General features: G+C 50.0%; 29 protein-coding genes and 6 tRNA genes. 21 read left to right on the plus strand and 14 right to left on the minus strand.

The window, feature by feature from the left end; all coding sequences use genetic code 11:
* Window positions 1-120 precede the first annotated feature (120 nt).
* The 5 genes from yjgA to AB8Q18_11570 all read left to right on the plus strand — a co-directional run bounded on the left by yjgA (window position 121) and on the right by AB8Q18_11570 (window position 3,810).
* Window positions 121-627 carry a ribosome biogenesis factor YjgA gene (gene yjgA, locus AB8Q18_11550; GenBank protein XDZ50817.1) on the plus strand — a complete coding sequence of 169 codons (507 nt, stop codon included), beginning with the start codon at window positions 121-123 and terminating at the stop codon, window positions 625-627.
* A gap of 26 nt (window positions 628-653) precedes the next feature.
* On the plus strand, window positions 654-1,610 hold the full coding sequence (locus AB8Q18_11555; GenBank protein XDZ50818.1) for a YheT family hydrolase: 957 nt from the start codon (window positions 654-656) through the stop codon (window positions 1,608-1,610).
* A 30-nt stretch (window positions 1,611-1,640) separates the two neighbouring features.
* Window positions 1,641-2,423, plus strand: a complete 783-nt coding sequence (gene trpC / locus AB8Q18_11560) for an indole-3-glycerol phosphate synthase TrpC (protein XDZ50819.1) — start codon at window positions 1,641-1,643, stop codon at window positions 2,421-2,423.
* 163 nt (window positions 2,424-2,586) lie between these two features.
* Window positions 2,587-3,375 (plus strand): type I methionyl aminopeptidase, encoded by a 789-nt coding sequence (gene map / locus AB8Q18_11565; protein XDZ50820.1) that lies wholly within the window; start codon window positions 2,587-2,589, stop codon window positions 3,373-3,375.
* A gap of 141 nt (window positions 3,376-3,516) precedes the next feature.
* Window positions 3,517-3,810 (plus strand): helix-turn-helix domain-containing protein, encoded by a 294-nt coding sequence (locus AB8Q18_11570; protein ID XDZ50821.1) that lies wholly within the window; start codon window positions 3,517-3,519, stop codon window positions 3,808-3,810.
* A gap of 55 nt (window positions 3,811-3,865) precedes the next feature.
* Here the strand turns inward: AB8Q18_11570 and AB8Q18_11575 are convergent, their stop codons facing one another.
* The 5 genes from AB8Q18_11575 to AB8Q18_11595 all read right to left on the minus strand — a co-directional run bounded on the left by AB8Q18_11575 (window position 3,866) and on the right by AB8Q18_11595 (window position 8,854).
* Entirely contained in the window at window positions 3,866-4,714 is an 849-nt protein-coding gene (locus tag AB8Q18_11575) for a DMT family transporter (GenBank protein ID XDZ50822.1), read from the minus strand.
* A 77-nt stretch (window positions 4,715-4,791) separates the two neighbouring features.
* A complete protein-coding gene (locus AB8Q18_11580) occupies window positions 4,792-5,061 on the minus strand; it encodes a septum formation initiator family protein (protein ID XDZ50823.1) in 270 nt (89 codons plus the stop codon).
* A gap of 16 nt (window positions 5,062-5,077) precedes the next feature.
* Complete coding sequence (eno, locus tag AB8Q18_11585; protein XDZ50824.1) at window positions 5,078-6,361, minus strand: phosphopyruvate hydratase; 1,284 nt, start codon at window positions 6,359-6,361, stop codon at window positions 5,078-5,080.
* A gap of 68 nt (window positions 6,362-6,429) precedes the next feature.
* Window positions 6,430-6,897: a hypothetical protein gene (locus AB8Q18_11590; protein XDZ50825.1), complete on the minus strand. Its 468-nt coding sequence runs from the start codon at window positions 6,895-6,897 to the stop codon at window positions 6,430-6,432.
* 331 nt (window positions 6,898-7,228) lie between these two features.
* A complete protein-coding gene (locus tag AB8Q18_11595) occupies window positions 7,229-8,854 on the minus strand; it encodes a CTP synthase (protein ID XDZ50826.1) in 1,626 nt (541 codons plus the stop codon).
* Window positions 8,855-9,154: 300 nt separating this feature from the next.
* Between AB8Q18_11595 and rpmB the strand changes: the two genes are divergently transcribed.
* The 4 genes from rpmB (at window position 9,155) to AB8Q18_11615 (ending at window position 11,775) form a co-directional block, all read left to right on the plus strand.
* Window positions 9,155-9,388, plus strand: coding sequence for a 50S ribosomal protein L28 (rpmB, locus tag AB8Q18_11600; GenBank protein ID XDZ50827.1), 234 nt, complete (start codon window positions 9,155-9,157; stop codon window positions 9,386-9,388).
* Between the two features lie 30 nt (window positions 9,389-9,418).
* On the plus strand, window positions 9,419-9,574 hold the full coding sequence (rpmG, locus tag AB8Q18_11605; GenBank protein XDZ50828.1) for a 50S ribosomal protein L33: 156 nt from the start codon (window positions 9,419-9,421) through the stop codon (window positions 9,572-9,574).
* 270 nt (window positions 9,575-9,844) lie between these two features.
* Entirely contained in the window at window positions 9,845-10,873 is a 1,029-nt protein-coding gene (locus tag AB8Q18_11610) for a glycosyltransferase family 52 (GenBank protein XDZ50829.1), read from the plus strand.
* Window positions 10,870-11,775 (plus strand): glycosyltransferase, encoded by a 906-nt coding sequence (locus tag AB8Q18_11615; protein XDZ50830.1) that lies wholly within the window; start codon window positions 10,870-10,872, stop codon window positions 11,773-11,775. The genes AB8Q18_11610 and AB8Q18_11615 overlap by 4 nt, the downstream gene beginning before the upstream one ends.
* 54 nt (window positions 11,776-11,829) lie before the next feature.
* Here AB8Q18_11615 and AB8Q18_11620 read toward each other — a convergent pair whose 3' ends face one another.
* From AB8Q18_11620 to folD, 3 genes are all read right to left on the minus strand, one after another.
* Complete coding sequence (locus AB8Q18_11620) at window positions 11,830-12,399, minus strand: hypothetical protein (GenBank protein ID XDZ50831.1); 570 nt, start codon at window positions 12,397-12,399, stop codon at window positions 11,830-11,832.
* Window positions 12,399-13,289: a formyltetrahydrofolate deformylase gene (gene purU, locus AB8Q18_11625; GenBank protein XDZ50832.1), complete on the minus strand. Its 891-nt coding sequence runs from the start codon at window positions 13,287-13,289 to the stop codon at window positions 12,399-12,401. The genes AB8Q18_11620 and purU overlap by 1 nt, the downstream gene beginning before the upstream one ends.
* A 75-nt stretch (window positions 13,290-13,364) precedes the next feature.
* Window positions 13,365-14,216, minus strand: a complete 852-nt coding sequence (gene folD / locus AB8Q18_11630) for a bifunctional methylenetetrahydrofolate dehydrogenase/methenyltetrahydrofolate cyclohydrolase FolD (protein XDZ50833.1) — start codon at window positions 14,214-14,216, stop codon at window positions 13,365-13,367.
* Between the two features lie 309 nt (window positions 14,217-14,525).
* Between folD and AB8Q18_11635 the strand changes: the two genes are divergently transcribed.
* From AB8Q18_11635 to AB8Q18_11660, 6 genes are all read left to right on the plus strand, one after another.
* Window positions 14,526-14,603 (plus strand) — tRNA-Pro (locus AB8Q18_11635).
* A gap of 33 nt (window positions 14,604-14,636) precedes the next feature.
* Window positions 14,637-14,713: transfer RNA gene (locus AB8Q18_11640), tRNA-Arg, on the plus strand.
* Window positions 14,714-14,724: 11 nt separating this feature from the next.
* Window positions 14,725-14,800, plus strand: a tRNA-His gene (locus AB8Q18_11645).
* A gap of 355 nt (window positions 14,801-15,155) precedes the next feature.
* Window positions 15,156-15,233 (plus strand) — tRNA-Pro (locus tag AB8Q18_11650).
* 31 nt (window positions 15,234-15,264) lie between these two features.
* A tRNA-Arg gene (locus AB8Q18_11655) sits at window positions 15,265-15,341 on the plus strand.
* Between the two features lie 11 nt (window positions 15,342-15,352).
* Window positions 15,353-15,428, plus strand: a tRNA-His gene (locus AB8Q18_11660).
* A 102-nt stretch (window positions 15,429-15,530) separates the two neighbouring features.
* Here the strand turns inward: AB8Q18_11660 and AB8Q18_11665 are convergent.
* Window positions 15,531-15,980, minus strand: a complete 450-nt coding sequence (locus AB8Q18_11665; protein XDZ50834.1) for a universal stress protein — start codon at window positions 15,978-15,980, stop codon at window positions 15,531-15,533.
* 134 nt (window positions 15,981-16,114) lie between these two features.
* On the opposite strand from AB8Q18_11665, the gene AB8Q18_11670 reads away from it, so the two are divergent.
* From AB8Q18_11670 to xerC, 3 genes are read left to right on the plus strand one after another with little or no spacing between them, the layout of a single operon-like run.
* A complete protein-coding gene (locus AB8Q18_11670) occupies window positions 16,115-16,543 on the plus strand; it encodes an acyl-CoA thioesterase (GenBank protein ID XDZ50835.1) in 429 nt (142 codons plus the stop codon).
* A 9-nt stretch (window positions 16,544-16,552) separates the two neighbouring features.
* Window positions 16,553-16,966 (plus strand): hypothetical protein, encoded by a 414-nt coding sequence (locus tag AB8Q18_11675; protein XDZ50836.1) that lies wholly within the window; start codon window positions 16,553-16,555, stop codon window positions 16,964-16,966.
* Window positions 16,966-17,898 carry a tyrosine recombinase XerC gene (gene xerC, locus AB8Q18_11680; protein ID XDZ50837.1) on the plus strand — a complete coding sequence of 311 codons (933 nt, stop codon included), beginning with the start codon at window positions 16,966-16,968 and terminating at the stop codon, window positions 17,896-17,898. Before AB8Q18_11675 ends, xerC begins: the two co-directional genes overlap by 1 nt.
* Here xerC and gluQRS read toward each other — a convergent pair.
* Complete coding sequence (gene gluQRS / locus AB8Q18_11685; GenBank protein ID XDZ52928.1) at window positions 17,895-18,788, minus strand: tRNA glutamyl-Q(34) synthetase GluQRS; 894 nt, start codon at window positions 18,786-18,788, stop codon at window positions 17,895-17,897. The two genes, xerC and gluQRS, sit on opposite strands and share 4 nt — an antisense overlap.
* Before the next feature lie 77 nt (window positions 18,789-18,865).
* On the opposite strand from gluQRS, the gene tsaB reads away from it, so the two are divergent.
* The 3 genes from tsaB to AB8Q18_11700 are packed head-to-tail and all read left to right on the plus strand — an operon-like array spanning window position 18,866 to window position 20,899.
* Window positions 18,866-19,549: a tRNA (adenosine(37)-N6)-threonylcarbamoyltransferase complex dimerization subunit type 1 TsaB gene (gene tsaB, locus AB8Q18_11690; protein ID XDZ50838.1), complete on the plus strand. Its 684-nt coding sequence runs from the start codon at window positions 18,866-18,868 to the stop codon at window positions 19,547-19,549.
* Window positions 19,533-19,988 (plus strand): ribosomal protein S18-alanine N-acetyltransferase, encoded by a 456-nt coding sequence (gene rimI / locus AB8Q18_11695; protein XDZ50839.1) that lies wholly within the window; start codon window positions 19,533-19,535, stop codon window positions 19,986-19,988. The genes tsaB and rimI overlap by 17 nt, the downstream gene beginning before the upstream one ends.
* On the plus strand, window positions 19,982-20,899 hold the full coding sequence (locus tag AB8Q18_11700) for a uracil-DNA glycosylase (GenBank protein ID XDZ50840.1): 918 nt from the start codon (window positions 19,982-19,984) through the stop codon (window positions 20,897-20,899). Before rimI ends, AB8Q18_11700 begins: the two co-directional genes overlap by 7 nt.
* A gap of 54 nt (window positions 20,900-20,953) precedes the next feature.
* On the opposite strand, the gene AB8Q18_11705 is transcribed toward AB8Q18_11700, so the two are convergent.
* From AB8Q18_11705 to AB8Q18_11720, 4 genes are all read right to left on the minus strand, one after another.
* Window positions 20,954-21,349 carry a ClpXP protease specificity-enhancing factor gene (locus AB8Q18_11705; protein ID XDZ50841.1) on the minus strand — a complete coding sequence of 132 codons (396 nt, stop codon included), beginning with the start codon at window positions 21,347-21,349 and terminating at the stop codon, window positions 20,954-20,956.
* Between the two features lie 46 nt (window positions 21,350-21,395).
* Window positions 21,396-22,001: a glutathione S-transferase N-terminal domain-containing protein gene (locus tag AB8Q18_11710; GenBank protein ID XDZ50842.1), complete on the minus strand. Its 606-nt coding sequence runs from the start codon at window positions 21,999-22,001 to the stop codon at window positions 21,396-21,398.
* 107 nt (window positions 22,002-22,108) lie between these two features.
* Window positions 22,109-22,933, minus strand: coding sequence for a hypothetical protein (locus AB8Q18_11715; GenBank protein ID XDZ50843.1), 825 nt, complete (start codon window positions 22,931-22,933; stop codon window positions 22,109-22,111).
* A gap of 17 nt (window positions 22,934-22,950) precedes the next feature.
* Entirely contained in the window at window positions 22,951-23,697 is a 747-nt protein-coding gene (locus tag AB8Q18_11720) for a cytochrome c1 (protein ID XDZ52929.1), read from the minus strand.
* Window positions 23,698-23,737: the final 40 nt, after the last annotated feature.

The raw sequence follows: 23,737 nt of genomic DNA on the forward strand, positions 1-23,737 counted from the left end.
TTTTGTTTTAAATAAGCCTTATTGTACCGTTAATCCAAAAATGCCGTCGAATTAAGATGTAAAGTAGGCCCAATTTCGGTATCATCTAAGCTTATTAATTGTTAGTTAGCGACACCGGCGATGAGTGAACATGATGAATGGGTCAGCAAGACCCAAAAAAAGAAAGAAATGGACGATCTACAAGACTTAGGCGTTCAGTTAACCAAGCTATCGGTTGACACCTTAAAAAAAATGCCGCTGCCGGAAGACCTCTTGGATGCCTTAAAGCAACACAAGAAAATCACCGCCAACGGCGCCCTGAAACGTCAGCTACAGTTTATTGGTCGGCTCATGCGCGATGTAGATCCTGAGCCCATCGAAGCCTTTTTGGCCCGTCTCAAAGGCGACAACGCAGCCCACAACGCCTACCTACAGCGCTTAGAGCTCTTACGTACGCAGTTGGTTGCTGATGATCAGGCCTTAAACACCGTGATTGCCGACTGCCCTGATGCGGATATTTCGTATTTACGAACCCTCGTCCGTAACGCCCGCAAGGAACAGGCGCAAGAAAAATCGCCTAAAGCCTTTAAAGCTTTGTTCCAAGCCCTTAAAGAAACCTATGACCAACAGCAATCGTCTCAAGGTTAGCTCACCTAAGTGAATGAATCTGTACCATGAACGCTACCGAATATCGCGCACCAAAGTGGTTGAAAGGCGGACACAGCCAAACCATTTGGTCGTCAAAATGCATCCCTACCCCTGCGCCAAACTATCGGCGCATGTATTTGCCTACGCCAGACCAAAGCACCACATTGGCCTGTGATTTCATCGACAGCAGCCAAGCAGATGCGCCGTTAGTGGTGCTGTTTCATGGTTTAGAAGGCAGTAGCCACAGTCACTATGCCAAAGCCCTCATGAACCACGTAGCCGCCGCTAATCTAAACGGCGTGGTAGTGCATTTTCGGGGCTGCGGCAACAACATTAACCTAGGCCGCCGCGCCTATCATTCAGGCGACACCGACGAAGCCCGCTGGGTTTTTGCCCATCTGAAACAAACTTATCAAAAAATTTATGCTGCCGGCGTGTCTCTTGGCGGCAATATGTTGGCCAAATACATGGGCGAAACCCGTGAAGCGGCTCTGTGTGAAGCCGCCGCCATCATCAGCGCCCCCTTAGACTTAGTAGCGGCCAGCGAGGCCTTAAGTAAAGGGTTTGCTAAACGGGTGTACATCCCTTACTTTTTGAACACGCTTAAAAGCAATGCCAAAATTCAATGGTCGGCCCATCCCGACCTCTTTGAGTTAGACAGCGTCTTGAAAGTTAAAACCCTCAGTGCCTTTGATAATCTGGTCACAGCACCGATGCATGGCTTTAAAAACGCCGTGGACTACTGGACTCAGTCGAGCGCCAAACCCTATTTAAAACACATCCAAAAACCCACTCTGGTTTTAAATGCCTTAAATGACCCGTTTTTACCCGCATCCGCCCTACCCACGGCGGCCATGGTCTCAAACAGCGTCACTTTATTGCAGCCACCAGAAGGGGGCCATGTGGGCTTTGCCAGCGGCCCCTTCCCCGGAAATGTCAATTGGTTGCCCCAAACCATCTTGAAATTTTTCCATTTGGCCTAATTAATAACAATAACCAACGAGGAGTCTGCTGTGTCAGATATTTTAGAAAAGATCTTAGCCACCAAAGCCTTAGAGGTCGCCCGCGACCAAGAATCTCTGCCCTTAGCCGAGCTAAAGGCCAAAGCCCTAGCCCAACCGGCACCGCGTGACTTTACCGCGGCCATTTTGGCCAAGCATGCAGCAGACCAACCCGCGATTATTGCCGAGATCAAAAAAGCCAGCCCATCTAAAGGCTTGATTCGCGCTGATTTTGATCCCGTTTGGATTGCCCAAGAATACGAAGCGGCTGGCGCAGCCTGCCTGTCGGTGTTGACCGACGAGCAATATTTTCAAGGCTCGTTTGAATACCTACAGGCGGCACGCCAAGCCTGCAGTTTGCCAGTGCTGCGTAAAGACTTTATTATAGATGAATATCAAATCTATCAAGCACGTTACTGGGGCGCCGATGCCATCCTCTTGATTGCCGCCGCCCTCAGCACAGAACAAATGCAGGCTTTTGAGGCCACTGCTCACGCCTTAAATATGAGCGTGCTGGTTGAGGTACACAATATGACAGAATTGCAAAAGTGTACCCCTTTAACCACACCTTTATTGGGTATTAATAACCGAGATTTACGTACATTTGACGTTAGTTTAGACAACACTTTAGCGCTTTTACCGCACATTCAAAATCGCATTGTGGTGACCGAAAGCGGCATCAGCTCTAAGTCCGATGTTGATTTAATGCGACGTCATGGCGTGGAGACCTTCTTGATCGGTGAGACTTTCATGAAATCTCCATATATAAGAGAAGCAGTTGCACAACTGCTTTAATTGGCGCAAAATTGACTTAAATCAAATTTTTGCAGGTGTTTATTGCCATATTTCATAATTACGCCACATTTAATTATTGCGTCGTCATGAATGGCCAGCACCGAATTTATGGCTTGATCATGCACCTCATGGTCAAGCCAAATAGGAAATAGGTACTTCATCAATGTCTGTACACATAAAAACAGCGGCTGAAATTGAAAAAATGCGCGAGGCCGGCCAGCTTGCCGCGCAGCTGCTAGATTACATCACCCCTTTTGTGAAGGTGGGCGTCACCACCAATGAATTAAATCAGCTGGCCCACGATTATCAAGTTAACGTACAAGGCGTGACGCCTGCAACGTTGAACTACACGCCCGAAGGCTGTACACCTTTTCCAAAATCAATGTGCACTTCGGTCAATCACGTTATTTGTCACGGCATTCCCGATGACAAGGCATTAAAAAATGGCGACGCCATGAATATTGACGTTACCATCATTACCAAAGAAGGCTGGCACGGCGACTCAAGCCGCATGTTTTTGGTGGGCAAAGTTGCCCCTCACGTTGAACGCCTCGCCCGCATTACGCACGAATGCATGATGCTGGGGATTGAACAGGTTAAGCCTGGCGCAACGCTTGGGGACATAGGTTTCGCGATTCAGCAACACGCGGAAAGCAGTGGCTACTCAGTTGTTCAAGAGTTTTGTGGCCACGGCATTGGTCTTAATTTCCACGAAGCACCACAAGTGGTACATTATGGCCAAAAAGGGACGGGCATGGTGCTAGAACCTGGCATGATCTTCACGATTGAACCAATGATCAACCAGGGCAAGAGACACTTGCGTATTTTAGCGGATGGCTGGACAGTAGTAACGAAAGATCGCTCTTTATCAGCACAGTGGGAACACATGGTTTTAGTGACAGAAACAGGCTATGAAATCTTAACCATAAGCCCAATGACACAGCAACCTTAATTGCCAATTGTTTGATAAAAGTTCTTTCCTAAATTAACAATAAATAATATTATATTATTACTCTCTCATTTTTGAATATATATTGCGTATATTTGAAAACTACACACATACTTTCTATTAATATGATAAAGGAAAACAAGCATGAAAGCTTTTGATAAAATCGAAAACCCAAGAGACATACGCAAACGTCTTGGCATGAACCAACAAGAGTTCTGGAGCCAAATCGGTGTGACTCAATCAGGTGGTTCTCGTTATGAGTCAGGCCGGAATATCCCTAAACCCGTTCGCGAATTGCTACGTTTGGTGCACATTGAGCGCATTGACTTGGCAAAAGCCAGCCGTGAAGACTTAGAAATCTCTCACTTGCTGAAAGAACAAAACCCAGATCTTTATAAAACTCTAAAAAAAGCAGCAAAATCTAAGATCGCTGGTTAAGCAAAAAAACCCAATCGTTTTCGATTGGGTTTTTTATGGTGTCAATAAATCACCGTTAGCCGCGACTGCGTCCGGTAATGATGCCGCTGAGCACAATAATCACCATCGCCACCACTTCTGGCACACTGATCCCATCGCCTAACCACAAAACACCCAGCAGCGTTGAGAACACCACGTTCAAATAAGACAGCGCCGCCACCAAATACTTACGCCCCACCTTATAAGCACGCGTCATCGACATCTGCCCCGCCGTGGCCGTCACGCCCAGACCCAACAAATACCACACGTTTTCCCAAGTCACAGCATGCCAGCCATCAAACGTCGCCAAGAGTGCGCCCAAAACCGTACACACCACCGAAAAATAGAACACAATGCGCCATTCTTCTTCGCCCATTTTGGCCAATTCGCGTACCTGTAAATAAGCCCAGCCGGCAAAAAAGCCCGCCGCCAAACCCACTAAGCCATACCAGAGCTGATCTTCGCCCATGGTTGGGCGTAACAATAAAGCCACGCCAATAAAGCCCAAGACCAAACCCAAAATCACACCGCGAGACAGCCGCTCTTTCAGTACAATCACCGACAAAATGGCCAAAGCCATCGGCGACGTATAGTTCAGCGTTACCGCCGTAGCCAAGGGCAGATGCACCAGGGCATAAAAAAAGCATAAAATACCCAAACTGCCGGCTACGCCACGGCCTATGTGCGCTTTGACATGCGGCGTATAAAAGGTATAGCCGCGCATCAAGGCCAGGCCACCCAAGAAGAGCACCCCAAAAGCCGTACGCCAAAAAGTCAGTTCAAAAGGGCCAAAATAAGCCGAACCGGCTTTAACAAAAGCCCCCATCAGCGAAAAACAAATCGCCGTCACCACCATCCATCCAGAACCCAACGTTATGGCCTTCATGTTTTTAATGCCTCTATCCTGTTTGTGTCGTTCGTAAAAAAAGTCACCCACGTGTGGGTGACTTTTTCACAACATTATTATTCTTTGATTCGGTAAAATACTTCACCTTGACCAATATAACCCATTTCATCACGGGCTACTTCAGAAATGGCGTCTTCACCTTGTTTAAAATCTTGAATGTCTGCTTCGATTTCTTTATTACGCTGGGTGAGTTTCTCCACGTTTTCGTTTTGAATGACGGCGTTCTCTTGCAAACGCCATACGTCCTGCCACCCCCCTTTGTCTAGCCAGAGGCGCTGTTGGAACCACACCAAAACCACCAATAGCAAAACGGTCACCCATTTCATAAAGTCATCCTAATGCTTAGCCTAATTGATAAAAAGCTTTTTGGCCTGGATAGTAAGCGGCTTCGCCCAACTCTTCTTCGATCCGCAATAGTTGGTTGTATTTCGACATACGATCAGAACGAGACAGAGAGCCTGTTTTGATTTGCATGCAGTTGGTGGCCACGGCCAAGTCAGCAATGGTGCTGTCTTCTGTTTCGCCAGAGCGGTGAGACATCACGCTGGTATAGCGTGAACGTTTGGCCAAATCAACTGCTTTTAAGGTTTCGCTCAAGGTACCGATTTGGTTAACCTTCACCAACAATGAGTTGGCCAAACCTTGCTCAATGCCTTCTGCCAAAATAGCAGGATTGGTCACAAATAAATCGTCGCCCACCAGTTGGATTTTTTTACCCAAGCGATCGGTCAAAATCTTCCAGCCATCCCAGTCGTCTTCAGCCATGCCATCTTCAATAGAGATGATTGGATAGTTATCCACCAAGCTTTCCAAGTAGTTGGTGAACTGCTCAGAAGTCAAGGCCATGCCTTCAGCGCTCAAGTGGTATTGACCATCTTTATAGAACTCGCTAGACGCGCAGTCTAAAGCCAACATCACGTCTTGGCCTGCTACATAACCAGCAGCTTCAATTGCTTCAATAATTAGTTTAATCGCATCTTCATGGCTAGGCAAGTTAGGCGCAAAACCACCCTCATCACCCACAGTCGTGGCATAACCTTTATCGTTGCAGATGTTTTTCAAGTGATGAAAAATCTCAGCGCCGCAGCGTAGGGCTTCGCGGAAAGATTCAGAGCCCACAGGCATGATCATGAACTCTTGGATGTCCAAGCTGTTATTGGCGTGGGCGCCACCATTGATGACGTTCATCATCGGCACAGGCATGGCCATTGGACCAGCACCACCCAAGTAGCGGTATAAAGGCAGGCCAGCATCTTCAGCCGCTGCGCGGGCAACCGCCATAGACACGGCCAACATGGCGTTCGCGCCTAAGCGGCCTTTGGTGTCGGTGCCGTCTAGCTCAATCATGGTTTGATCGATATAAGCTTGTTCTGAAGCATCGACGCCGATCAAGGCTTGCGCAATTTCATTGTTCACGTTTTGAACCGCTTGCAGCACACCTTTACCTAAGTAACGAGCTGAATCACCGTCACGCAATTCTAAGGCTTCTTTAGCGCCGGTAGAGGCACCTGAGGGTACCGCTGCACGGCCCATCACACCAGACTCAAGCAGTACATCCGCTTCTACGGTTGGGTTACCACGTGAATCCAAAACCTCGCGTGCCACGATGTCAATAATCGCACTCATTTCATCTCCTAATCATTAAATAAGCTTGTGGGGCAGCGTTTCCCACTCTGCCCCGACAAAAATCACAATCAAAAAAACGTTTCGCTGGCGCTGGCCATCAGGCCAAGCTCCGCCAACAGCCCACTCAATGGGGCATCATCTGCGCTTTGGCTTAAAAAGACGATGTATTCATCCATCGACGTCTCCATGCGCCAAAGGGTTAAACCATAGGCTTCAAATGCGCTTTGCACCTGAGGCATGGCCGCCTCTACGTAATCATCATCAAACACCAGCTCGGCCAGCAATTCTTCGCTCAAGCCCAGCCGATTTGTCATTTCCTCAATCCCAGCCATGAAACCGTCGAAATCTTTCCAATCGACGCGAAACGCTTTTTCTGGCGGCAAAACCTCGGTCAAGACAAAATGCAAGGGCGTGTCGTCACTCAATAAGCGTTCACGTACTTGCTCAAACTCCCCAGGCACCACGCTTTCATCATCAAAAGCCAATAGCTGCAAAAAATGCACCAAGTGTTCTGGGTTAATAAATGCCACATCCATAGTCAGCCCTTAAGCATGAAAAATCGTCTGCTTAGGTTGGTAAGCAGACGATTAAGCGACACACACTGTTTCACACATCTTTGGGCCAGTACCAAACGGCCCAGCTGAATCTGTGTACTCATTAAACAGCTCATTTTACCTAATGGCCACGCAGCTAAAGCGCGCTCCAGCAAACGCTTGAGCACACAAACGGCGCCCAAAAGATAGCCACTAGGCTGAATAGGCAACGGGATACAGCCCTGGCTCGCACTGACCCCAGCCCGCTCCATCAAGGAGAGGCTTTGTCTAAACGCTAAGCCAGATACATGCATACCCATCACCTTAAAAGCCATTATTTCTTGTTTTTCAAAGCCGCTTTAACAAAAGAAATAAACAGTGGATGACCTTTTCTTGGGGTCGACGTGAATTCTGGATGGAATTGACACGCAAAGAACCAAGGATGGTTTGGCAACTCAATGGTTTCCACTAGGCGCTCATGCCCAGCAGACACGCCACCGATGACCAAACCTGCGTCTTCCAAGCGCGGAACGTAGTGGTTATTCACTTCGTAGCGATGGCGATGACGCTCAGAAATCTCCGTGCTGCCGTAAATACGGGCGGCTAAGCTGCCTTCTTTCAATTCACAGCGCTGTGCGCCTAGACGCATGGTGCCGCCCAAGTCAGCGTTTTCGTCACGGGTTTCTACGCGACCATCTTCATTCAGCCACTCGTCAATCAAAGCCACAACGGGGAATTCCGTTTGGGCATTAAATTCGGTTGAGTTCGCCGCAGGCATATTGGCTACGTGACGTGCGTACTCAATCAGCGCAATTTGCATGCCTAAGCAAATGCCTAGGTAAGGAATATTGTGTTCACGAGCAAATTGAACCGCCTTAATTTTGCCTTCCACACCGCGCGCACCAAAGCCGCCTGGCACCAGGATCGCATCCATGCCGTAAAGGGCATCAGTGCCTTCGGTTTCTAAGCGTTCGCTGTCGATGTAGGTAATCTCTACGTCGGTTTCGGTGTGAATCCCGGCGTGTTTCAAGGCTTCTGACAGTGATTTGTACGATTCAGTCAAATCAACGTATTTACCCACCATCGCCACTTTGGCATGGTGTTTCGGCGCTTCGATGGCCATGGAGATTTTCTTCCACTCAGTCAAATCAGCTTCCTGTACATTCAGCTGCAATTGCTCACAGATGATGGTGTCAATTTTTTGGCCATGCAGCATTTCAGGCACTTTATAAATGCTGTCTGAATCGTAGCAACCAATGACTGCACGCTCTTCCACATTACAGAATAAGGCAATTTTGCGCTTTTCTTCATCCGGCAAAGGACGATCCATGCGGCACACCAAAATATCAGGCTGAATGCCGATGACGCGCAGCTCTTTAACCGAATGCTGGGTCGGCTTGGTTTTGATTTCGCCCGCCGCCGCAATGTAAGGCACGTAAGACAAATGTACAAACAAAGAATTTGCACGGCCTAGCTGGCTACGCATTTGGCGAATGGCTTCCATGAACGGCAAAGACTCAATGTCGCCCACGGTGCCGCCAATTTCAATGATGGCCACGTCAAAACCACTGGCGCCAGCATGTACTTTACGTTTGATTTCGTCGGTAATGTGCGGAATCACCTGCACGGTACCGCCTAGATAGTCGCCGCGACGCTCTTTTGCAATGACGGCTTCGTAGACTTGACCCGCGGTAAAGCTGTTACGCTTATACATGGTGGCGTCAATAAAACGTTCGTAGTGACCCAAATCCAGATCCGTCTCGGCGCCGTCTTCTGTCACGAATACTTCACCGTGCTGAAATGGGCTCATGGTGCCTGGGTCAACGTTAATGTAGGGGTCTAATTTGAGCATGGTCACTTTCAGACCACGCGATTCGAGAATGGCAGCAATAGAAGCTGCAGCGATGCCTTTACCTAAAGAAGAAACAACACCGCCTGTTACAAAGATAAACTTAGTCATGGCATAACTACTCTATTAGAATTCGTAATTTTACCTTGAAACAGGGTAAATTTAAAGGCCTAGGACCGTTCCCGAGCAAATAAAAACCCAGCATGCCGCCGCCATTCTCAATTAGCCCAAAAAAACCACAACCACGCTTTTTTTCTAAATTTCGACTAAAATCGCTACAACCCACAGGGCACAACAGGAATACAACATCACCCTAGGCCAAAGACACAACTAAAAGCAAACAAAGCTTGAGTTCGAAGGTCTTTTTATGGTATAAACTCTCTTTTCCTAATTGGTCTTTGGAGTCTAACAATGGCACGAGTTTGTAAAGTGACTGGCAAGCGTCCCGTAGCAGGGAACAATGTGTCACATGCCAACAACAAAACCAAACGTCGCTTTTTGCCTAACTTGCAATCACGTCGTTTTTGGGTAGAGAGTGAAAACCGCTGGGTTCGTCTACGCGTTTCTAACGCTGGTTTACGTACCATCGATAAAGTAGGCATTGATGTCGTATTGGCTGATTTGCGTGCTCGCGGCGAAGCTTAATTTAAATCTTAATTAAGAAGGTAGTCGATAATGCGCGATAAAATCAAACTAGAATCATCTGCTGGTACTGGTCACTTCTACACCACTACTAAAAATAAACGCACTATGCCCGGCAAGCTCGAAATCAAAAAATTCGATCCTGTTGTTCGCAAACATGTGATTTATAAAGAAACTAAATTAAAATAAACTAATTTTATTTCGACAAACCCTTTGCCTCGGCGAAGGGTTTTTATTTTGCCCTACACTTTTGCCCCACATTCAAGCTTTCGCCTCACTTTCTCACCGCTAAATCCACTCATCCCCATCATTTCATGCAGGCATCTCGCGTCAGCCTAATGCGCACAGCGGCCTCAACCTTCTAAATAATGAAACAGCATTATTTATGCGGCATTTATATGCTACAATGACCAATCCCCCTATCGAGGCACCCACACACCCAAACTCAGCAAGGCAGTTATGCTCAAAAATACCCTCTTTATCTGCGGCACCCCCTTTCAGCTTTTCCTGGCCCAAAACATCATTCGCACCGAAGGCATACACAATGCCGCCATCTTATATCTAGGCAACCCTCAGCATCCCAAGGCCAAGCACTACCTTGCTCTCTTTGCGCCCAATACCAGCATCACCCGCTTTTGGATCGATCATGAGCTACAGCATCTCAAGAAACGCACCATCAGCCGCAAAGCCAAAATACTGGCCGAACAGCTTGGCCACCCACATAACGTTTTCATCGCCAACTACACCATTTTGTTCTACTCTTTCTTACTGTCGTACCTACCCTTCGAGACCTTATACTCCTTCGATGATGGCGCCGACAACATCAACCCCTTGTCACCGCTACACCAGTTTCATCATCAAACCCAACGCCAACGCCTTAGCTACGCCTTAAAATATGGCTTACGCTACCGTTTAAAATACCAGCTACGCGCCCACCCTAAAAAAATCCTCAAAAACATTAAGCGCCACTACACTATTTTCCCGCAACACCCCAACATCATCAGTGCTGTTCGCCCCCTAAAACTACAGGCACTCACTCCTACCCCTGCCCACTCGACATTGACACCACGCCCCGTCATCAAGCTCTTCATTGGCGCCTACTTCAGCGACATGTTCACGCGCTCAACCGACTTAACCTCACTCATGGCGCAGCTACACAGGCTTTTCCATGACCAAAAAATAGACGCCTACCTACCCCATCCGCGCGAGCACACCCATCATCTACCCAATGCCCAGCACATCGACATTCTGGCAGAAGAATACGTTTTAACCCAAATCGCCGCCGGACGACATGTCGAACTGTATGGTTTCGCCAGCACCGTACAGCTCAACTTAGCCCACCGCGAGCAAGTCACCAACCACCTCATCACCTCAGCCTCGCTACACCCCAAAATTCGCCACCTCTATGAACACATTTGCGATGATCGCTTTAACCTTATCGACCTCCCGACAGCCCAAACACCTAACCTCACTAAGGAGCCCACATGAACCAAGACGTGATTAAAATATTCGTTGGCTGCGACCCCAACAACTGCGACCTAGAACAAATGATGGTATTGGAATACAGCATCCGCAAACACACCCAAGCAACCATCGACATCGTCTGGATGCAGCTGTCGCGCGATCCCAATAGCTTTTGGTATGCCAACCCTGAAACCCAGGAGGGCTGGAACAGCAGTAAATGGGTAACCACTTTTTCTGGCTTTCGCTGGGGCATCCCCGCCTATTGCGGTTACGCCGGCAAGGCCATTTACATGGACGCCGACGTATTAGTGCTCAGCGACATCAGCGAACTCTGGCACCACCCCATTAACCCTGAATCCATGGTGGCCGCCAAAGGCGCACCGCTCATCAACCGTCTGTGCGTATCCCTATGGGACTGTGCCAAGGCTCGTGAAGTCATCCCCAGCATGGATGCCTTTAAACGCAATCCAGATAACCATTACAGCATGGTCGACCAGATTAAAGCCCAACCCAGCCTCATCACCCCATTTAACGACAGCTACAACTGCCTAGACGGGGAAGACTTGGCCCTTAAAGACATCAAAATCCTCCATTACACCGACATCGACACCCAGTTCTCTCACCCCTATTCGATTCCTCGCCTAAAGGCCGAAGGCAGCCAACACTGGTACGACGGCCAAACCAAACCGCACTGGCGCGAAGATCTAGTAGCCCTATTCGCTCAATACTACGAAGAGGCACTGGCCGCCGGCTATACCTTAGAGCAATACCGCGTCACCCCCTTTGGCAACGTCCCCAAGGAATCGCTCACCGGCTACCACGGCGATCGATTCGTCGACGTACACCACAGCCAAAAAAAGAAGCCCAGTAAAATACACAAATGGCAAAACAGCATCCGCAAACGCTGGCACAAGCTATTCGGCTAAGCACAAAAAAGCCGCCCCAGACAACTGGGGCGGCTTTTTCACAACAGACGTCAATTAAGGCTCAACTGCCTGCTGCATCGCCTCTACATTATCCACGATCACATTCGCATCCAAAACGCCAAAGCTGATCAAGGCCAGCATCAACAGCGTCGACGCCAATACCAAAGTCACCACATACAGCACGTAGCCCAGCAAAATCTTCAAGCCCGACAGCTGACTGAAGCGGGCAAAACCATGAATCTGCACCCACAGCGTCCAGAACTGCCACACCAAGCTTAAGACTACAGCCACGCCCGCAGGCAGATAAGGAAACGCCATCGCTGGAATCATCAATGCCTGAGTCAACAGCACAAAATGCGCCAACGGCAAATCAGGTGCGCCGCGCCAGCGAAAATACAGGCGCATCGTTTGGCTAAAGACCGCCCAATTAAGCACCGTAAAGGCTAAAGACACCGCAACCGTACCGTTTTGATCCAAGCCCAAAATCGGCATAAACGCTTGCGCATTCACCACGCCCAAGATCAGCAAGATGGCCACCACCACAAAACCAGGGTAGCGATACTCGGCCACAGGCTTTAAGCGTAAGCGCAGCAGCTGCCACGCATCATTAAGAAAATTCAGCATCAATCGAACACCACCGTTCTGTTGCAATAAGACAATACGCGGTTATCGGCGTGCCAACGTACGGCACGGCTCAACACCACTTTCTCGAGATCACGCCCTTTAGCCACCAAATCATCCACCTCATCGCGATGAGAGATACGCACCACTTCTTGCTCAATAATCGGGCCTTCATCCAGCTCATTGGTCACATAATGGCTGGTGGCGCCGATCAACTTCACACCGCGCGCATAGGCACGATGATAAGGCCGAGCACCATCAAATGCCGGCAAAAAGCTGTGGTGAATATTAATGATGCGGTCAGGAAAAGCCGACACAAAATCAGGCGACAGCACCTGCATATAGCGTGCCAAAACCACGGTATCGACATTGGCTTCTTTTAATAAGCGCATCTGTTCCGCTTCAGCCAAAGCTTTATTGTCTTTATTGACTTCAATTTTATGAAAAGGAATCCCGTTAAACTCCACGATGTGGCGGCAGGTATTGTGGTTCGAAATCACCAAAGGAATTTCACAACCCAGCTCACCAATGCGGTAACGGTGCAGTAAATCCACCAAGCAGTGCTCATACTGAGACACAAAAATCGCAATGCGCGGCAGCTCATGCGACAAAGTCAATCGATAGGTTAGGTTAAACTGGGCCGCAATCGCCCCAAAAACCTCGTCAAACTGCGCCATAGGCAGCTCAAAATCAGCTAAATCCCACTCTACGCGCATTAAAAACAAAGATTCAACCGCATCTTGGTGCTGATCCGCATGCAAAATATTGGCATTATAGGTCAACAAAAAATGGGCTACGGCATTCACCAAGCCCTTTTGATCAGGCGCCGCCATAAACAAAGTGGCGGTCTTTTTTTGTGTGTCTTGATTTGTCATTTTAATTACGTCATCCACAAGAGGCTGCCTTAGCCCAACACCACCAAGACAGCCCCAACAAACTCCCAGAGCATTCGGCCCTTCAAGTCTTAATTAATCATGTAGCCTAGCGGCATCCAATGTATTTTCCAACAGGGTCGCAATCGTCATCGGCCCCACCCCACCTGGCACAGGCGTAATCCATGCCGCACGTTCTTTAGCCACGGTAAACTCAACGTCACCGCACAGCTTACCATTTTCCAAACGGTTAATGCCCACATCAATCACCACGGCACCTGGCTTAATCCACTCGCCTTTAACCATCTCTGGCACGCCCACGCCGGCCACCACGATGTCAGCCTGGCGTACCTCGTGCGCTAAATCTTGTGTCGCACTATGGCACACGGTCACAGTAGCGCGCGCCAACAGCATTTCCAAAGCCTGAGGGCGGCCGACAATATTGGACGCGCCCACAATCACCACTTTCTTGCCTTTAGGATCGATCTGGTAATGATCCAACAGCGTCATCACGCCTCGTGGGGTACACGGACGCATTAAGGGCATTTTCACCGCTAAGCGGCCAACGTTGTAGGGATGAAAACCATCCACGTCTTTATGCGGCAAAATACGCTCTAATACTTTTTGGCTGTCAATGTGCTTTGGCAGCGGCAGCTGCACCAAAATACCATCTACTTCGCTATTGTCATTTAACTCATCAATCAGCTGCAGCAAAGCCTCTTCCGTCAGGCTTGCATCATACTCATATGATAAAGAACGAACGTTGGCCTTTTCACAGGCCAATTTTTTGTTGCGTACGTACACGGCGCTAGCAGGATCATCGCCCACCAAAACCACCGCCAATGTTGGCTGATGTAACCCTTGTTCAGCACGTTTTGCCACTTGTTCCTTTACCCATTCAATACGAGATTGAGAAACAGCCTTACCATCCATTAATTGAGCAGCCATGATTTTCCTAAAACTCACTTTAAATAAACAACAATATGAAGCCCCGTATTCTCTCATTTTTTAGCAGTTAATGCACCTTTAAATCCCATTCAGTGATGCTTTAATGCCTACATAAAGCGGCCATACAAAAGGCCACACCCTTGAATGCAGCTGGCTTTCAGCGACCAACAAACGCAGTTAAAAATAAAAATAACCGTCACGCCTAAATTAAAAACCGCACAATAACAGCCCCTTAAATAACTAAATTCAATTTAAGCCAAAATCATCATTGACAGACCAATCCCTCATCGGTATAGTTCGTCACTCAGTCGGGGCGTAGCGCAGCCTGGTTAGCGCATCTGCTTTGGGAGCAGAGGGTCGTGAGTTCGAATCCCACCGCCCCGACCACAAATTCTAGTGTGTGACCGACAGTTGGTTTGAGTGCCCGTAGCTCAACCGGATAGAGCACCGGCCTTCTAAGCCGGGGGTTACAGGTTCGATTCCTGTCGGGTGCGCCAAAAGCTTTATGGTGGATGTAGCTCAGTTGGTAGAGTCCTGGATTGTGATTCCAGTTGTCGTGGGTTCGAGCCCCATCATCCACCCCAGTTATCCTAAGACTTGCTTAAAGCAGGTCTTTTTTTATGCCCGTCGATTCTAGCCAACCCATCCCCTTTAACACAATCAAACGCGCAAGCACTCAAATCATAACGATAGCCCCACAGCCGAGCTTCAAAAAGCATCCGACTTATATTGCCTGCCGCAACCAGCCACCCAAAACAGCAGCCAAGCCTTGCCCCCTAAGCAATAAACAAACAAGCAACAGACCCATCTGCCCCAAGACACGCCCTGACTCAAAACCTATTTTCCCTGATGATTCCAGCATCTAGGCAATAAGTCGACTTATTTTAACACCATACGCTTGACAGAAAAATCAGAGCTGGGTATAGTTCGATTCTCAGTCGGGGCGTAGCGCAGCCTGGTTAGCGCATCTGCTTTGGGAGCAGAGGGTCGTGAGTTCGAATCCCACCGCCCCGACCACAATTATGAGTGTTACCGACAGTTGGTTTGAGTGCCCGTAGCTCAACCGGATAGAGCACCGGCCTTCTAAGCCGGGGGTTACAGGTTCGATTCCTGTCGGGTGCGCCAAAAGCTTTATGGTGGATGTAGCTCAGTTGGTAGAGTCCTGGATTGTGATTCCAGTTGTCGTGGGTTCGAGCCCCATCATCCACCCCATTATCATGACTTGCTTAGCAAGTCTTTTTTTATGCCTGCCGTTTGCGTTAAGCACTAAAAAGCCCTAAGACAAAGCTTAGGGCTAGGCCGGCCTAGTCTGGCTTATTCGGCTTTTTTACGCACCAGCATCACAGGCATGTCTACTTGGCGCAACACGCCTTCCGCCACAGAACCCATCAGCAAATGCATCACGCCGGTCCAGCCATGCGTACCCATCACGATCAGATCACAACCATTGTCTTTCGCATCAGTAGCCAACAAAGTCGCAATCTTGTCGCCCACGCTTTCAAGAATTTCCACTTCGGCGGTTAAGCCATGGCCAGCAATAATGGTATTAGCGTGAGCCAATACTTTTTCGCCCACTTCTTTACTCGCCTGATGAATCTCAGCAGACTGCAAGTAACCGGTACCGCCCCAGCTAAATTGAGCCAAGTCTACTACGTGTACGGCACGCAAAGCAGCTTTGGAAAATTCAGCAATTTTACAGGCTTCTTCTAAGGCTTTTAATGAGGCTGCGCTGTCGTCGACAGGGACAAATATTTTCTTGTACATACGAACTCCTTTGTTATCAGACTGATTGAAGAGTCACACTACGGTGCATACTAGCATATTCGCACGTGTACGCACCCATGGCAAAAATAATGTTAGAATCATTGACATCCGTTAATACTATCTTACCTCTTACTATGACTCGCGTACACCTAAATGTGCCAGAAACCTTTCTATTTGAAACAGAGTTAGCCATTCAAGTCAGCGACTTAAACTATGGCAACCACCTGGCCAACGACAAAGTCCTCAGCCTCGCCCACGAAGCGCGCATACGCTTCTTGCACCACTTAGGGTACACTGAGATGAACGTTGAGGGCGCTGGCTTAATCATGGCCGATGCTGCCATACAATTCATCAGCCAAGGCTTCCACGGCGACGAACTAATATTAAAAATAGCAGTCACTGACATCAGCCGCGCAGGCTTTGCCCTGTTTACCCTGATTCAACACAAGCACACGCAAAAAGAGCTGGCCCGCGTCAAAACCGGCCTGGTTTTTTTCGATTACACCACGCAAAGCGTGCAAAAAACCCCTGCTGGCTTTATTGCTCAAATCAGCAGAACATAAGGAAACACAATGAAAACATATCAACCCAATAGCCCTGAAGCCGTTGCCCACGTCATCGCCATGTGCATGCTGGCCGACAGTGACCTAGATGCCTCTGAATTTGAGGCCATGGAAGCAGTTAAGCTCTATGATGTTTTGGGCCTACAGCAAGAAGCCTTCACCACTATTTTAAAAGATTATCTGGAAGATCTATCCAAGGTTGCTGAGACTGAAGAGCGTGTGTCGCTATTAGCGCCAGAGCGCGTCGACGCCATTTTGGCCCAGGTCACCGAGCGTAAATATCGCCTCATCGCTCTGGCGACGGCCCTAAACATCTGCAAAGGCGACCACGCCCTAAATAATGCCGAACTGGCACTGTTCCAGCACATCATGCACCAATGGCAAATTGACTTAACCGACCTAGAAATCGCCGTTAGCCAATAATGACCACCCTATTGTTGAGTGAGCTACCGCAACACCTAAGCCGCTATCTCACCACCCTCACTCAAGCCAATAAATCACCGCACACCCTCGCCGCCTATGAGCGAGACGTGCGGCGGTTATTCGAACTTTTGCAGCAACAAGGCCTAGCCGACGACGTCGTGCCCATCAAGCGCCACATGATTGCCGCACTGAAAAGCCTGTCAGGTAAAAACCAACACCCCCATACCCTCGCCCGCGCCCTCAGCGCTTGGCGCCAGTTTTTCGCCTATTTAGAAGCCGAAGGCCACATAGAACTCAATCCTTGCCTTGGGCTCAAGCCACCGAAGGCACCGGCGCGCCTCCCCAAGGCTTTAACCCAAGAAAACATGCAACACCTCTTAGACGAACCAGAGGCCAACGACGTTTTAAGCCTGCGCGACAAGGCCATGTTTGAGCTCATGTATGCATCGGGCCTGCGCCTATCAGAGCTGGCCGCACTCAACCGCTATGACATCGACTTCGAGCAACACTTATTGAGGGTCTTAGGCAAAGGCCACAATGAACGCATCGTTCCCTTTGGCAGCCAAGCCGAAGCCGCCCTCAGAGCCTACATCGACAGTACACCCATCGAACACAGCAACCCGGAAGAGCAGGCGGTTTTTTTAAACAATAAAGGCCACCGCTTGAGCATGCGGCAAATCCAAAACCGCCTCAACCGCTGGGCCAATCAAAGCAGCAGCGACCAGCACATTCACCCTCATATGCTGCGCCACAGCTTTGCCAGCCATATGCTGCAAAGCGCCCAAGACGTACGCGTGGTGCAGGAGCTGCTGGGCCACGCCAGCCTCAGCACCACCCAAATCTACACCAAGCTGGATTTCGAACATCTGGCCAGCGTCTATGATCAGGCTCATCCACGCGCCAAGAAGAAAAAACCCGCCGAGCCCAGCTAAGGCATCACCACGATATTGTCTGCCCCCACCTTCTGAGGTGACCACAACGGCACCGCCGCGGCCAACAGCGCCTGCGGCGTGTCGTAATCTGCCGCTACCAACCTAATCCCCAAGTAACCCAAGACGGCCTGTAGCTGTTGCATGACGGCCTGACCATCCAGAGCTGGCGCCAAGGTTTGCTTGGATAATTTTTGCCCCAGTGCATTGGTCAGCAGCGGCAAATGTGCATACGCCGGCTGTGGATAGCCCAATACCTGCTGCAAGTACTGCTGGCGCGGCGTACACACCAACAAATCACGGCCACGCACAATGTGGCTCACGCTCTGATCGGCATCATCCACCACCACCGCAAGCTGGTAGGCCCACTCGCCATCGGCCCGCTTCAGCACAAAGTCACCGATGTCCTGAGCCAAATTTTGCCGATACGGCCCCATCAATTCATCTACGAAGCCTATGTCTTGATTAGGCACCTTCAAGCGCCAAGCCGGTGCCTTGCGCGGATCACGCGGGCTGACAGCGCTGCGGCAATGGCCGGCATAGACACAGCCGTCGGCGCCTTCACGCCCCTCGGCCATCACCTCTTTACGGCTACAGTAGCAAGGATAAACCAAGTCTCGCGCATATAAATCATCCAAGGCCGCCTGGTACAGAGCATGGCGCTGACTTTGATACACCACCTCGCCATCCCAATCCAGCCCAAACGTTTTCAGCGTGGCCAGAATATCGGCAGCGGCACCAGGCTGCTCGCGCGGCGGATCTAAATCTTCCATCCGCACCAACCATTGCCCCCCTACCGACCGAGCCGCTAAATAGCTGGCAACAGCAGCCAAGAGTGAGCCTAAATGCAAACGCCCAGTTGGGCTAGGCGCAAAACGCCCAATATAATCCATGCTCATTTCTGAATCTCATCGTTGAATCAGTTATAATAAAGACCTATTTTACGCCGTTATTGGAAGAGCACAAAAACATGGTTGCCCCCACCCCTTATACACGCTGTCTGGCAATGGACACCGCCACTCAATTTCTCTCCGTTGCTGTAGGCAACGAGACGCAATCGGCGCTGTATCATGAGCAGGTTGGCGCCCAGCAGTCGGCACTCATCCTCCCCACCATTCAAAGCCTATTAGACACCCAAGGCCACGGCCTAGACCAGCTGGATTTAATCGTGTACGCCCAAGGCCCTGGCTCCTTTACCGGCTTACGCATTGGTGCAGGCGTGGCCCAAGGCTTAAGCATGGCGCTAGACGTTCCCCTAATGGGCATTCCTACTCTAGACGTAGTGGCCAGCATGGCACCGGCCCATACCCACGTTTTGGCCGCCATCGACGCACGCATGGGTGAAGTATTTTACGCCTGGTATGACACCACCAATATGACGCGCCTGTCTGACTACAGCGTCGCCAAACCAACTGAGATTAAGCCCCTAGCCCCTGATGCCCTCACCGTGGGCAATGCGCTCGAGCTCTACGCCGACATTTTACCCACAGGCAGTAGCCAAATGCCCACGGCTCAAGATTACCTTAAGCTCGCCCTCAGCGGTCGCTATCAGGCATCCGGCGCCCAAGCGGCAGACTTACTGTATGTGCGTAATAAAATTGCCCTGACCGCCAAAGAACAGGCGCAGAGAAAACAAAATGGCCACAACAGCTAAGATCAACATTCGGCCCGCCCACAGAGACGACTTAGCCGACATTGTCGCCATCAACCAAGCTGGGCAGGAGTCTACCTGGTCTGAGCGGCAGTTTGCCAGCGCCCTCAACGGCAACGACACGCTCTGGGTGTTAACCCAAAACGATCAAGTTGCAGCCTTTTTACTGTGGCACAGCGTATTAGACGAAGCAGAAATCCATCATTTTGGCGTGGCGACCACCGCCTTGCGCCGAGGACTGGCCAGCCAACTTTTGAGCCAACTGGTTACTCATTGTCGCAGCGTCGGCATCCATCGCATCATCTTAGACGTGCGTGCCGGCAACCAGGCGGCAAAAGCGTTATACTTAAAGCATGGCTTTGTGGTGAATGGCCAACGCACAGGTTATTACCAAACGGCCACCGGTAGAGAAGACGCCCTTTTAATGGAAAAAACATGTTAGACACGCGCTACGTTCATTTGCATGATGCCTTAGGCTTAGGCCCCCTGTGGGTCAACCAGGCGGCTACGCTGGTGCCTAACGAACCCAGTGCAGACAACCACATCGATACCCCTGCGACGGTTAGACTGCCCACCCCTACTACGCCACAGCCGCAAGAGCACAGCGCCCGCTCAGAACAACCCACCGCAACATCCCAACCGGCGGCCACCACCAAAACTGCACTACCACAAGGACGCATCGCGGCTACCCGCGCCTCTTTATTTAAAACATTGGCCATCAAACCGCAGCCTAGCGAGGCTGAACTAGCCGCAGCAGAAGCAGCCAGCGCCGCGGCAGAAAAGGCCAAGACTCCTACAGTTGAGCCAATCGTGCTCGCCGACGGCTTAGATTTGCGCAGCCTACACAAACACATCAGCGTCTGCACCGCCTGCCCACTACACCAAAGCCGCAAACAAGCACTGCCAGGGCGCGGCCAAGACAATAGCCCCCTGATGGTGGTGTCGCCCGCACCGTCACAAGACGATGACTTACACAACCAGCTGCTACACGGCACCGTCGGCGCCCTGCTAGACAATATGCTGGCCAGCATCGGCCTATCGATCGATGAGGTATTTTTAAGCAGCAGCATTAAGTGTAGCCCCAGCCTCACCGTACCGGTACAGCCAGAATACCAAAAGAACTGCCTCACTTATTTAAATGCCCAAATTCAGGCCAGTCGGCCCCGCGCCCTATTGTTTCTAGGCGAAAACCTGACCAAGCACTGCGCCATCACACCACAAGGGCTGACCTATCAAGACTTACCCACGTTCATTGTGCCGCATCCGGCCAAACTATTGCGCCACACTGCCGACAAACGCCGCGCCTGGCACACCCTCAGCGAACTGAAGCGCTGGCTAAAACAGCCCACCTAACCACGCAAAACGCCCCTGCATCACCTAAGTCATGCAGGGGCGTCAATCATTGGCTTACTTAATGATTTTCAAATGGCTGGGTAAAGTGGGCGCTTCTTCTTTGGCCGCCACCTCAGGCTCTGACGCTGCCTCAGGCACAGACTGCTCAAGCTCAAAGCCCATGCCCTCACCCGTCTCACGAGCAAAGATCGTCAACACATTGCCGGTTGGCAACCACACATCGTGAGCCACGCCACCAAAGCGTGCCGAAAAAGACACCCAATCGTTGGCAATGTTTAGGCCTTGGCAAGCGTTGGGGCCAATATTCAACACAATTTCGCCATCCTTCACGAACTGCATCGGCACCTTAGTCTGCTCATCTACCCACACCGCAATATGCGGCGTTTGCTCGTTGTCGACGCACCATTCATACAGGGCACGAATCAAATAGGGTTTGGTACTGGTTTTCATAAAGCTCATCCAAACAATAAAGCCACGCTAATGCGTGGCCTTGGGTTTAACGACGCATCGCTTTTTCAGCAGCGGTTAAAGAATCAATAAAGGCCTGACGTTGGAAAATACGCTCTGCGTACTTCAAGATCGGTGCAGCCGATTTACCCAACTCAATGCCGTAATGGTCTAAGCGCCACAACAGCGGCGCCAAAGCCACATCAATCATCGAGAATTCTTCGCCCAAAATGTATTTTTGTTTCGCGAATACGGGGGCAATCACAGTTAAGCCTTCCGTAATCGCTTCACGGGCTTTGTTTAGCTCTTTATTAGTGGCCGCTGGGTTTTCCAGAGTCACCACGTGAGAGAACAGTTCGCGCTCAAAGCGATACAAGAATAGGCGGCCACGGGCGCGCATGACCGGATCACCAGGCATTAACTGCGGATGAGGGAAACGCTCATCAATGTATTCATTGATGATGTTGGACTCATGCAATACCAATTCACGTTCAACCAATACCGGTACTTGATTGTAAGGGTTCATAATGGCCAAGTCTTCAGGTTTATTAAAGATGTCTACATCTTTAACCTCAAAATCCATGCCTTTCTCAAACAACACAAAACGGCAACGGTGACTGAAAGGACAGGTAATCCCTGAATACAAAGTCATCATAATCAACATCCTAAGAATAATTTCAGAAGCGACCATTATAACAAAAATGGCCACACAAAGCCACAAATCGAACATAAGTGACTGTATTAAAACAAACTATGACGAATTTAGCGGCGTGGCAAAAACAGCCCCAACAGCACCAGCACGCGTAAACGCTCTTTACCGCCTTGGCGCGGCATGCGCTTGAGCAAAGGCAAAATGGTCTTGAGCCAACCCGCCCCTTTTTCGGTTAAGTTCAATACCTGATCATTGGGCGCAGCCGACTGATAAAGCGCCAACAGGCTACGCAAGCGCTCTATCTGCGGTGCCACGTCGGCGTCGGTTTTCACCTTCATTAACGAGCTAAAAAACATCAATACATCAATCGCCTGCAGCGCACTTAAAGGCAGTTCTCGATCAAGGTCTTCTTCAAAGTCAAAGCGATAAAACCCATCAGGCTGCTGGGTCACATTGCGAATTTGGGCGCCACCGTGCCAACAACCACGCTGATGAAATTGAGCCAAATCCAAAGTCAGCGCCTCTAAAGTTGCCCACCGCACTTCAGGCGTTGCCTCTGATAGCTGCTGCTCGATGGGTTCGCCAACGTGCGTCATCGCCACCCAATCATCGCCCACCCCAACCACGCGGGGCACCTTCACCCCTGCCGCAGCCAGCTGTAGCAAACGATTAACCTCATGCGCTTCTTCACCTCTTGGTGCCGGCGTGGGCGCAGCCCCTGCCGGGTCCAAACGTCGATAAATCAAGCGCGACAGCCAGCGTCTGAGCCTTAAGAAACGAGCGCGTGATAGGCGCTTAATAATGAGCGTTTCCCCCTCATGATCCAGTAAAAAAACGCGAGCAGACGTTTGCTCGCGTTTTGTGTGAACCAGAGTTTTTAAAGCTTCAGAAGCTTGCGGCGCCAAAAGCGAACTTTTGTGCAACAGATCTTCCATTTATACTCTTTATCTAATTAATGAACGTCTTTCCAGTATTCTTTCTTCAGGAAGTACGCCAAAGGCAACATGATCACCAACAAGAACATCAACACACCGTAACCGATCTGTTTACGTTTCAATAATGCTGGCTCACCCATGTACACCATATAGTTCACCAAGTCAGTCACGTACTGATCGTATTCAGCCGTCACCACGCGCTTGTCGTCGATTGCACGACTGTGTAAGCCCGTACGTTCCCAGTATAACTTAGGTTCCAATACGCCGTCTTTGTTCTTTTCCCAAACAGGCTGACCGTCGGCATCCAACTCAACGGCGCGCACGCCTTGCTGTTCCCACAGCACGTGTGGCATACCCACTTTATCGAAGGCGGTGTTATTCCAGCCTGAAGGACGCGATGGGTCTTTATAGAAACCGCGCATATAGGCATACAGATAATCCGCACCGCGAGAACGGGCAATCAAAGACAAGTCAGGCGGTACAGAGCCAAACCATTCTTTGGCGTCTTCTGGCGCCAACGCACCTTGCATGGTGTCACCGATTTTATCGGTGGTGAACATGAGGTTGTCTTTGATTTGCTCTTCAGTCAAACCAAGGTCCGTCAAACGGTTAAAACGCATATTGCTGGCAGAGTGACAAGACAAACAGTAGTTGGTAAAGATTTGAGCGCCACGTTGCAAACCAGCCTGGTTGCCCAAATCGATGTTCACTTTTTCAGTAACGGCAGCGCCGGAGGCACTCACCTGAGCAACAGGCAGTACCATGGCGGCGGCAACCAATAAAGCTTTTAATTTATTTTTCATT

It is taken from the genome of Neisseriaceae bacterium CLB008, from assembly GCA_041228285.1.
In the GTDB taxonomy this organism is placed as follows: Bacteria; Pseudomonadota; Gammaproteobacteria; order Burkholderiales; family Neisseriaceae; genus JAGNPU01.

Bases quoted from the DNA above. Each gene is read 5' to 3' on its own strand.
- yjgA (XDZ50817.1), top strand. From the start codon at position 121: ATGAGTGAACATGATGAATGGGTCAGCAAGACCCAAAAAAAGAAAGAA.
- AB8Q18_11555 (XDZ50818.1), top strand. From the start codon at position 654: ATGAACGCTACCGAATATCGCGCACCAAAGTGGTTGAAAGGCGGACAC.
- map (XDZ50820.1), top strand. From the start codon at position 2,587: ATGTCTGTACACATAAAAACAGCGGCTGAAATTGAAAAAATGCGCGAG.
- AB8Q18_11570 (XDZ50821.1), top strand. From the start codon at position 3,517: ATGAAAGCTTTTGATAAAATCGAAAACCCAAGAGACATACGCAAACGT.
- AB8Q18_11575 (XDZ50822.1), bottom strand. From the start codon at position 4,714: ATGAAGGCCATAACGTTGGGTTCTGGATGGATGGTGGTGACGGCGATT.
- AB8Q18_11580 (XDZ50823.1), bottom strand. From the start codon at position 5,061: ATGAAATGGGTGACCGTTTTGCTATTGGTGGTTTTGGTGTGGTTCCAA.
- eno (XDZ50824.1), bottom strand. From the start codon at position 6,361: ATGAGTGCGATTATTGACATCGTGGCACGCGAGGTTTTGGATTCACGT.
- AB8Q18_11590 (XDZ50825.1), bottom strand. From the start codon at position 6,897: ATGGATGTGGCATTTATTAACCCAGAACACTTGGTGCATTTTTTGCAG.
- AB8Q18_11595 (XDZ50826.1), bottom strand. From the start codon at position 8,854: ATGACTAAGTTTATCTTTGTAACAGGCGGTGTTGTTTCTTCTTTAGGT.
- rpmB (XDZ50827.1), top strand. From the start codon at position 9,155: ATGGCACGAGTTTGTAAAGTGACTGGCAAGCGTCCCGTAGCAGGGAAC.
- rpmG (XDZ50828.1), top strand. From the start codon at position 9,419: ATGCGCGATAAAATCAAACTAGAATCATCTGCTGGTACTGGTCACTTC.
- AB8Q18_11610 (XDZ50829.1), top strand. From the start codon at position 9,845: ATGCTCAAAAATACCCTCTTTATCTGCGGCACCCCCTTTCAGCTTTTC.
- AB8Q18_11615 (XDZ50830.1), top strand. From the start codon at position 10,870: ATGAACCAAGACGTGATTAAAATATTCGTTGGCTGCGACCCCAACAAC.
- AB8Q18_11620 (XDZ50831.1), bottom strand. From the start codon at position 12,399: ATGCTGAATTTTCTTAATGATGCGTGGCAGCTGCTGCGCTTACGCTTA.
- folD (XDZ50833.1), bottom strand. From the start codon at position 14,216: ATGGCTGCTCAATTAATGGATGGTAAGGCTGTTTCTCAATCTCGTATT.
- AB8Q18_11665 (XDZ50834.1), bottom strand. From the start codon at position 15,980: ATGTACAAGAAAATATTTGTCCCTGTCGACGACAGCGCAGCCTCATTA.
- AB8Q18_11670 (XDZ50835.1), top strand. From the start codon at position 16,115: ATGACTCGCGTACACCTAAATGTGCCAGAAACCTTTCTATTTGAAACA.
- AB8Q18_11675 (XDZ50836.1), top strand. From the start codon at position 16,553: ATGAAAACATATCAACCCAATAGCCCTGAAGCCGTTGCCCACGTCATC.
- xerC (XDZ50837.1), top strand. From the start codon at position 16,966: ATGACCACCCTATTGTTGAGTGAGCTACCGCAACACCTAAGCCGCTAT.
- gluQRS (XDZ52928.1), bottom strand. From the start codon at position 18,788: ATGGATTATATTGGGCGTTTTGCGCCTAGCCCAACTGGGCGTTTGCAT.
- tsaB (XDZ50838.1), top strand. From the start codon at position 18,866: ATGGTTGCCCCCACCCCTTATACACGCTGTCTGGCAATGGACACCGCC.
- rimI (XDZ50839.1), top strand. From the start codon at position 19,533: ATGGCCACAACAGCTAAGATCAACATTCGGCCCGCCCACAGAGACGAC.
- AB8Q18_11700 (XDZ50840.1), top strand. From the start codon at position 19,982: ATGTTAGACACGCGCTACGTTCATTTGCATGATGCCTTAGGCTTAGGC.
- AB8Q18_11705 (XDZ50841.1), bottom strand. From the start codon at position 21,349: ATGAAAACCAGTACCAAACCCTATTTGATTCGTGCCCTGTATGAATGG.
- AB8Q18_11710 (XDZ50842.1), bottom strand. From the start codon at position 22,001: ATGATGACTTTGTATTCAGGGATTACCTGTCCTTTCAGTCACCGTTGC.
- AB8Q18_11715 (XDZ50843.1), bottom strand. From the start codon at position 22,933: ATGGAAGATCTGTTGCACAAAAGTTCGCTTTTGGCGCCGCAAGCTTCT.
- AB8Q18_11720 (XDZ52929.1), bottom strand. From the start codon at position 23,697: ATGGTACTGCCTGTTGCTCAGGTGAGTGCCTCCGGCGCTGCCGTTACT.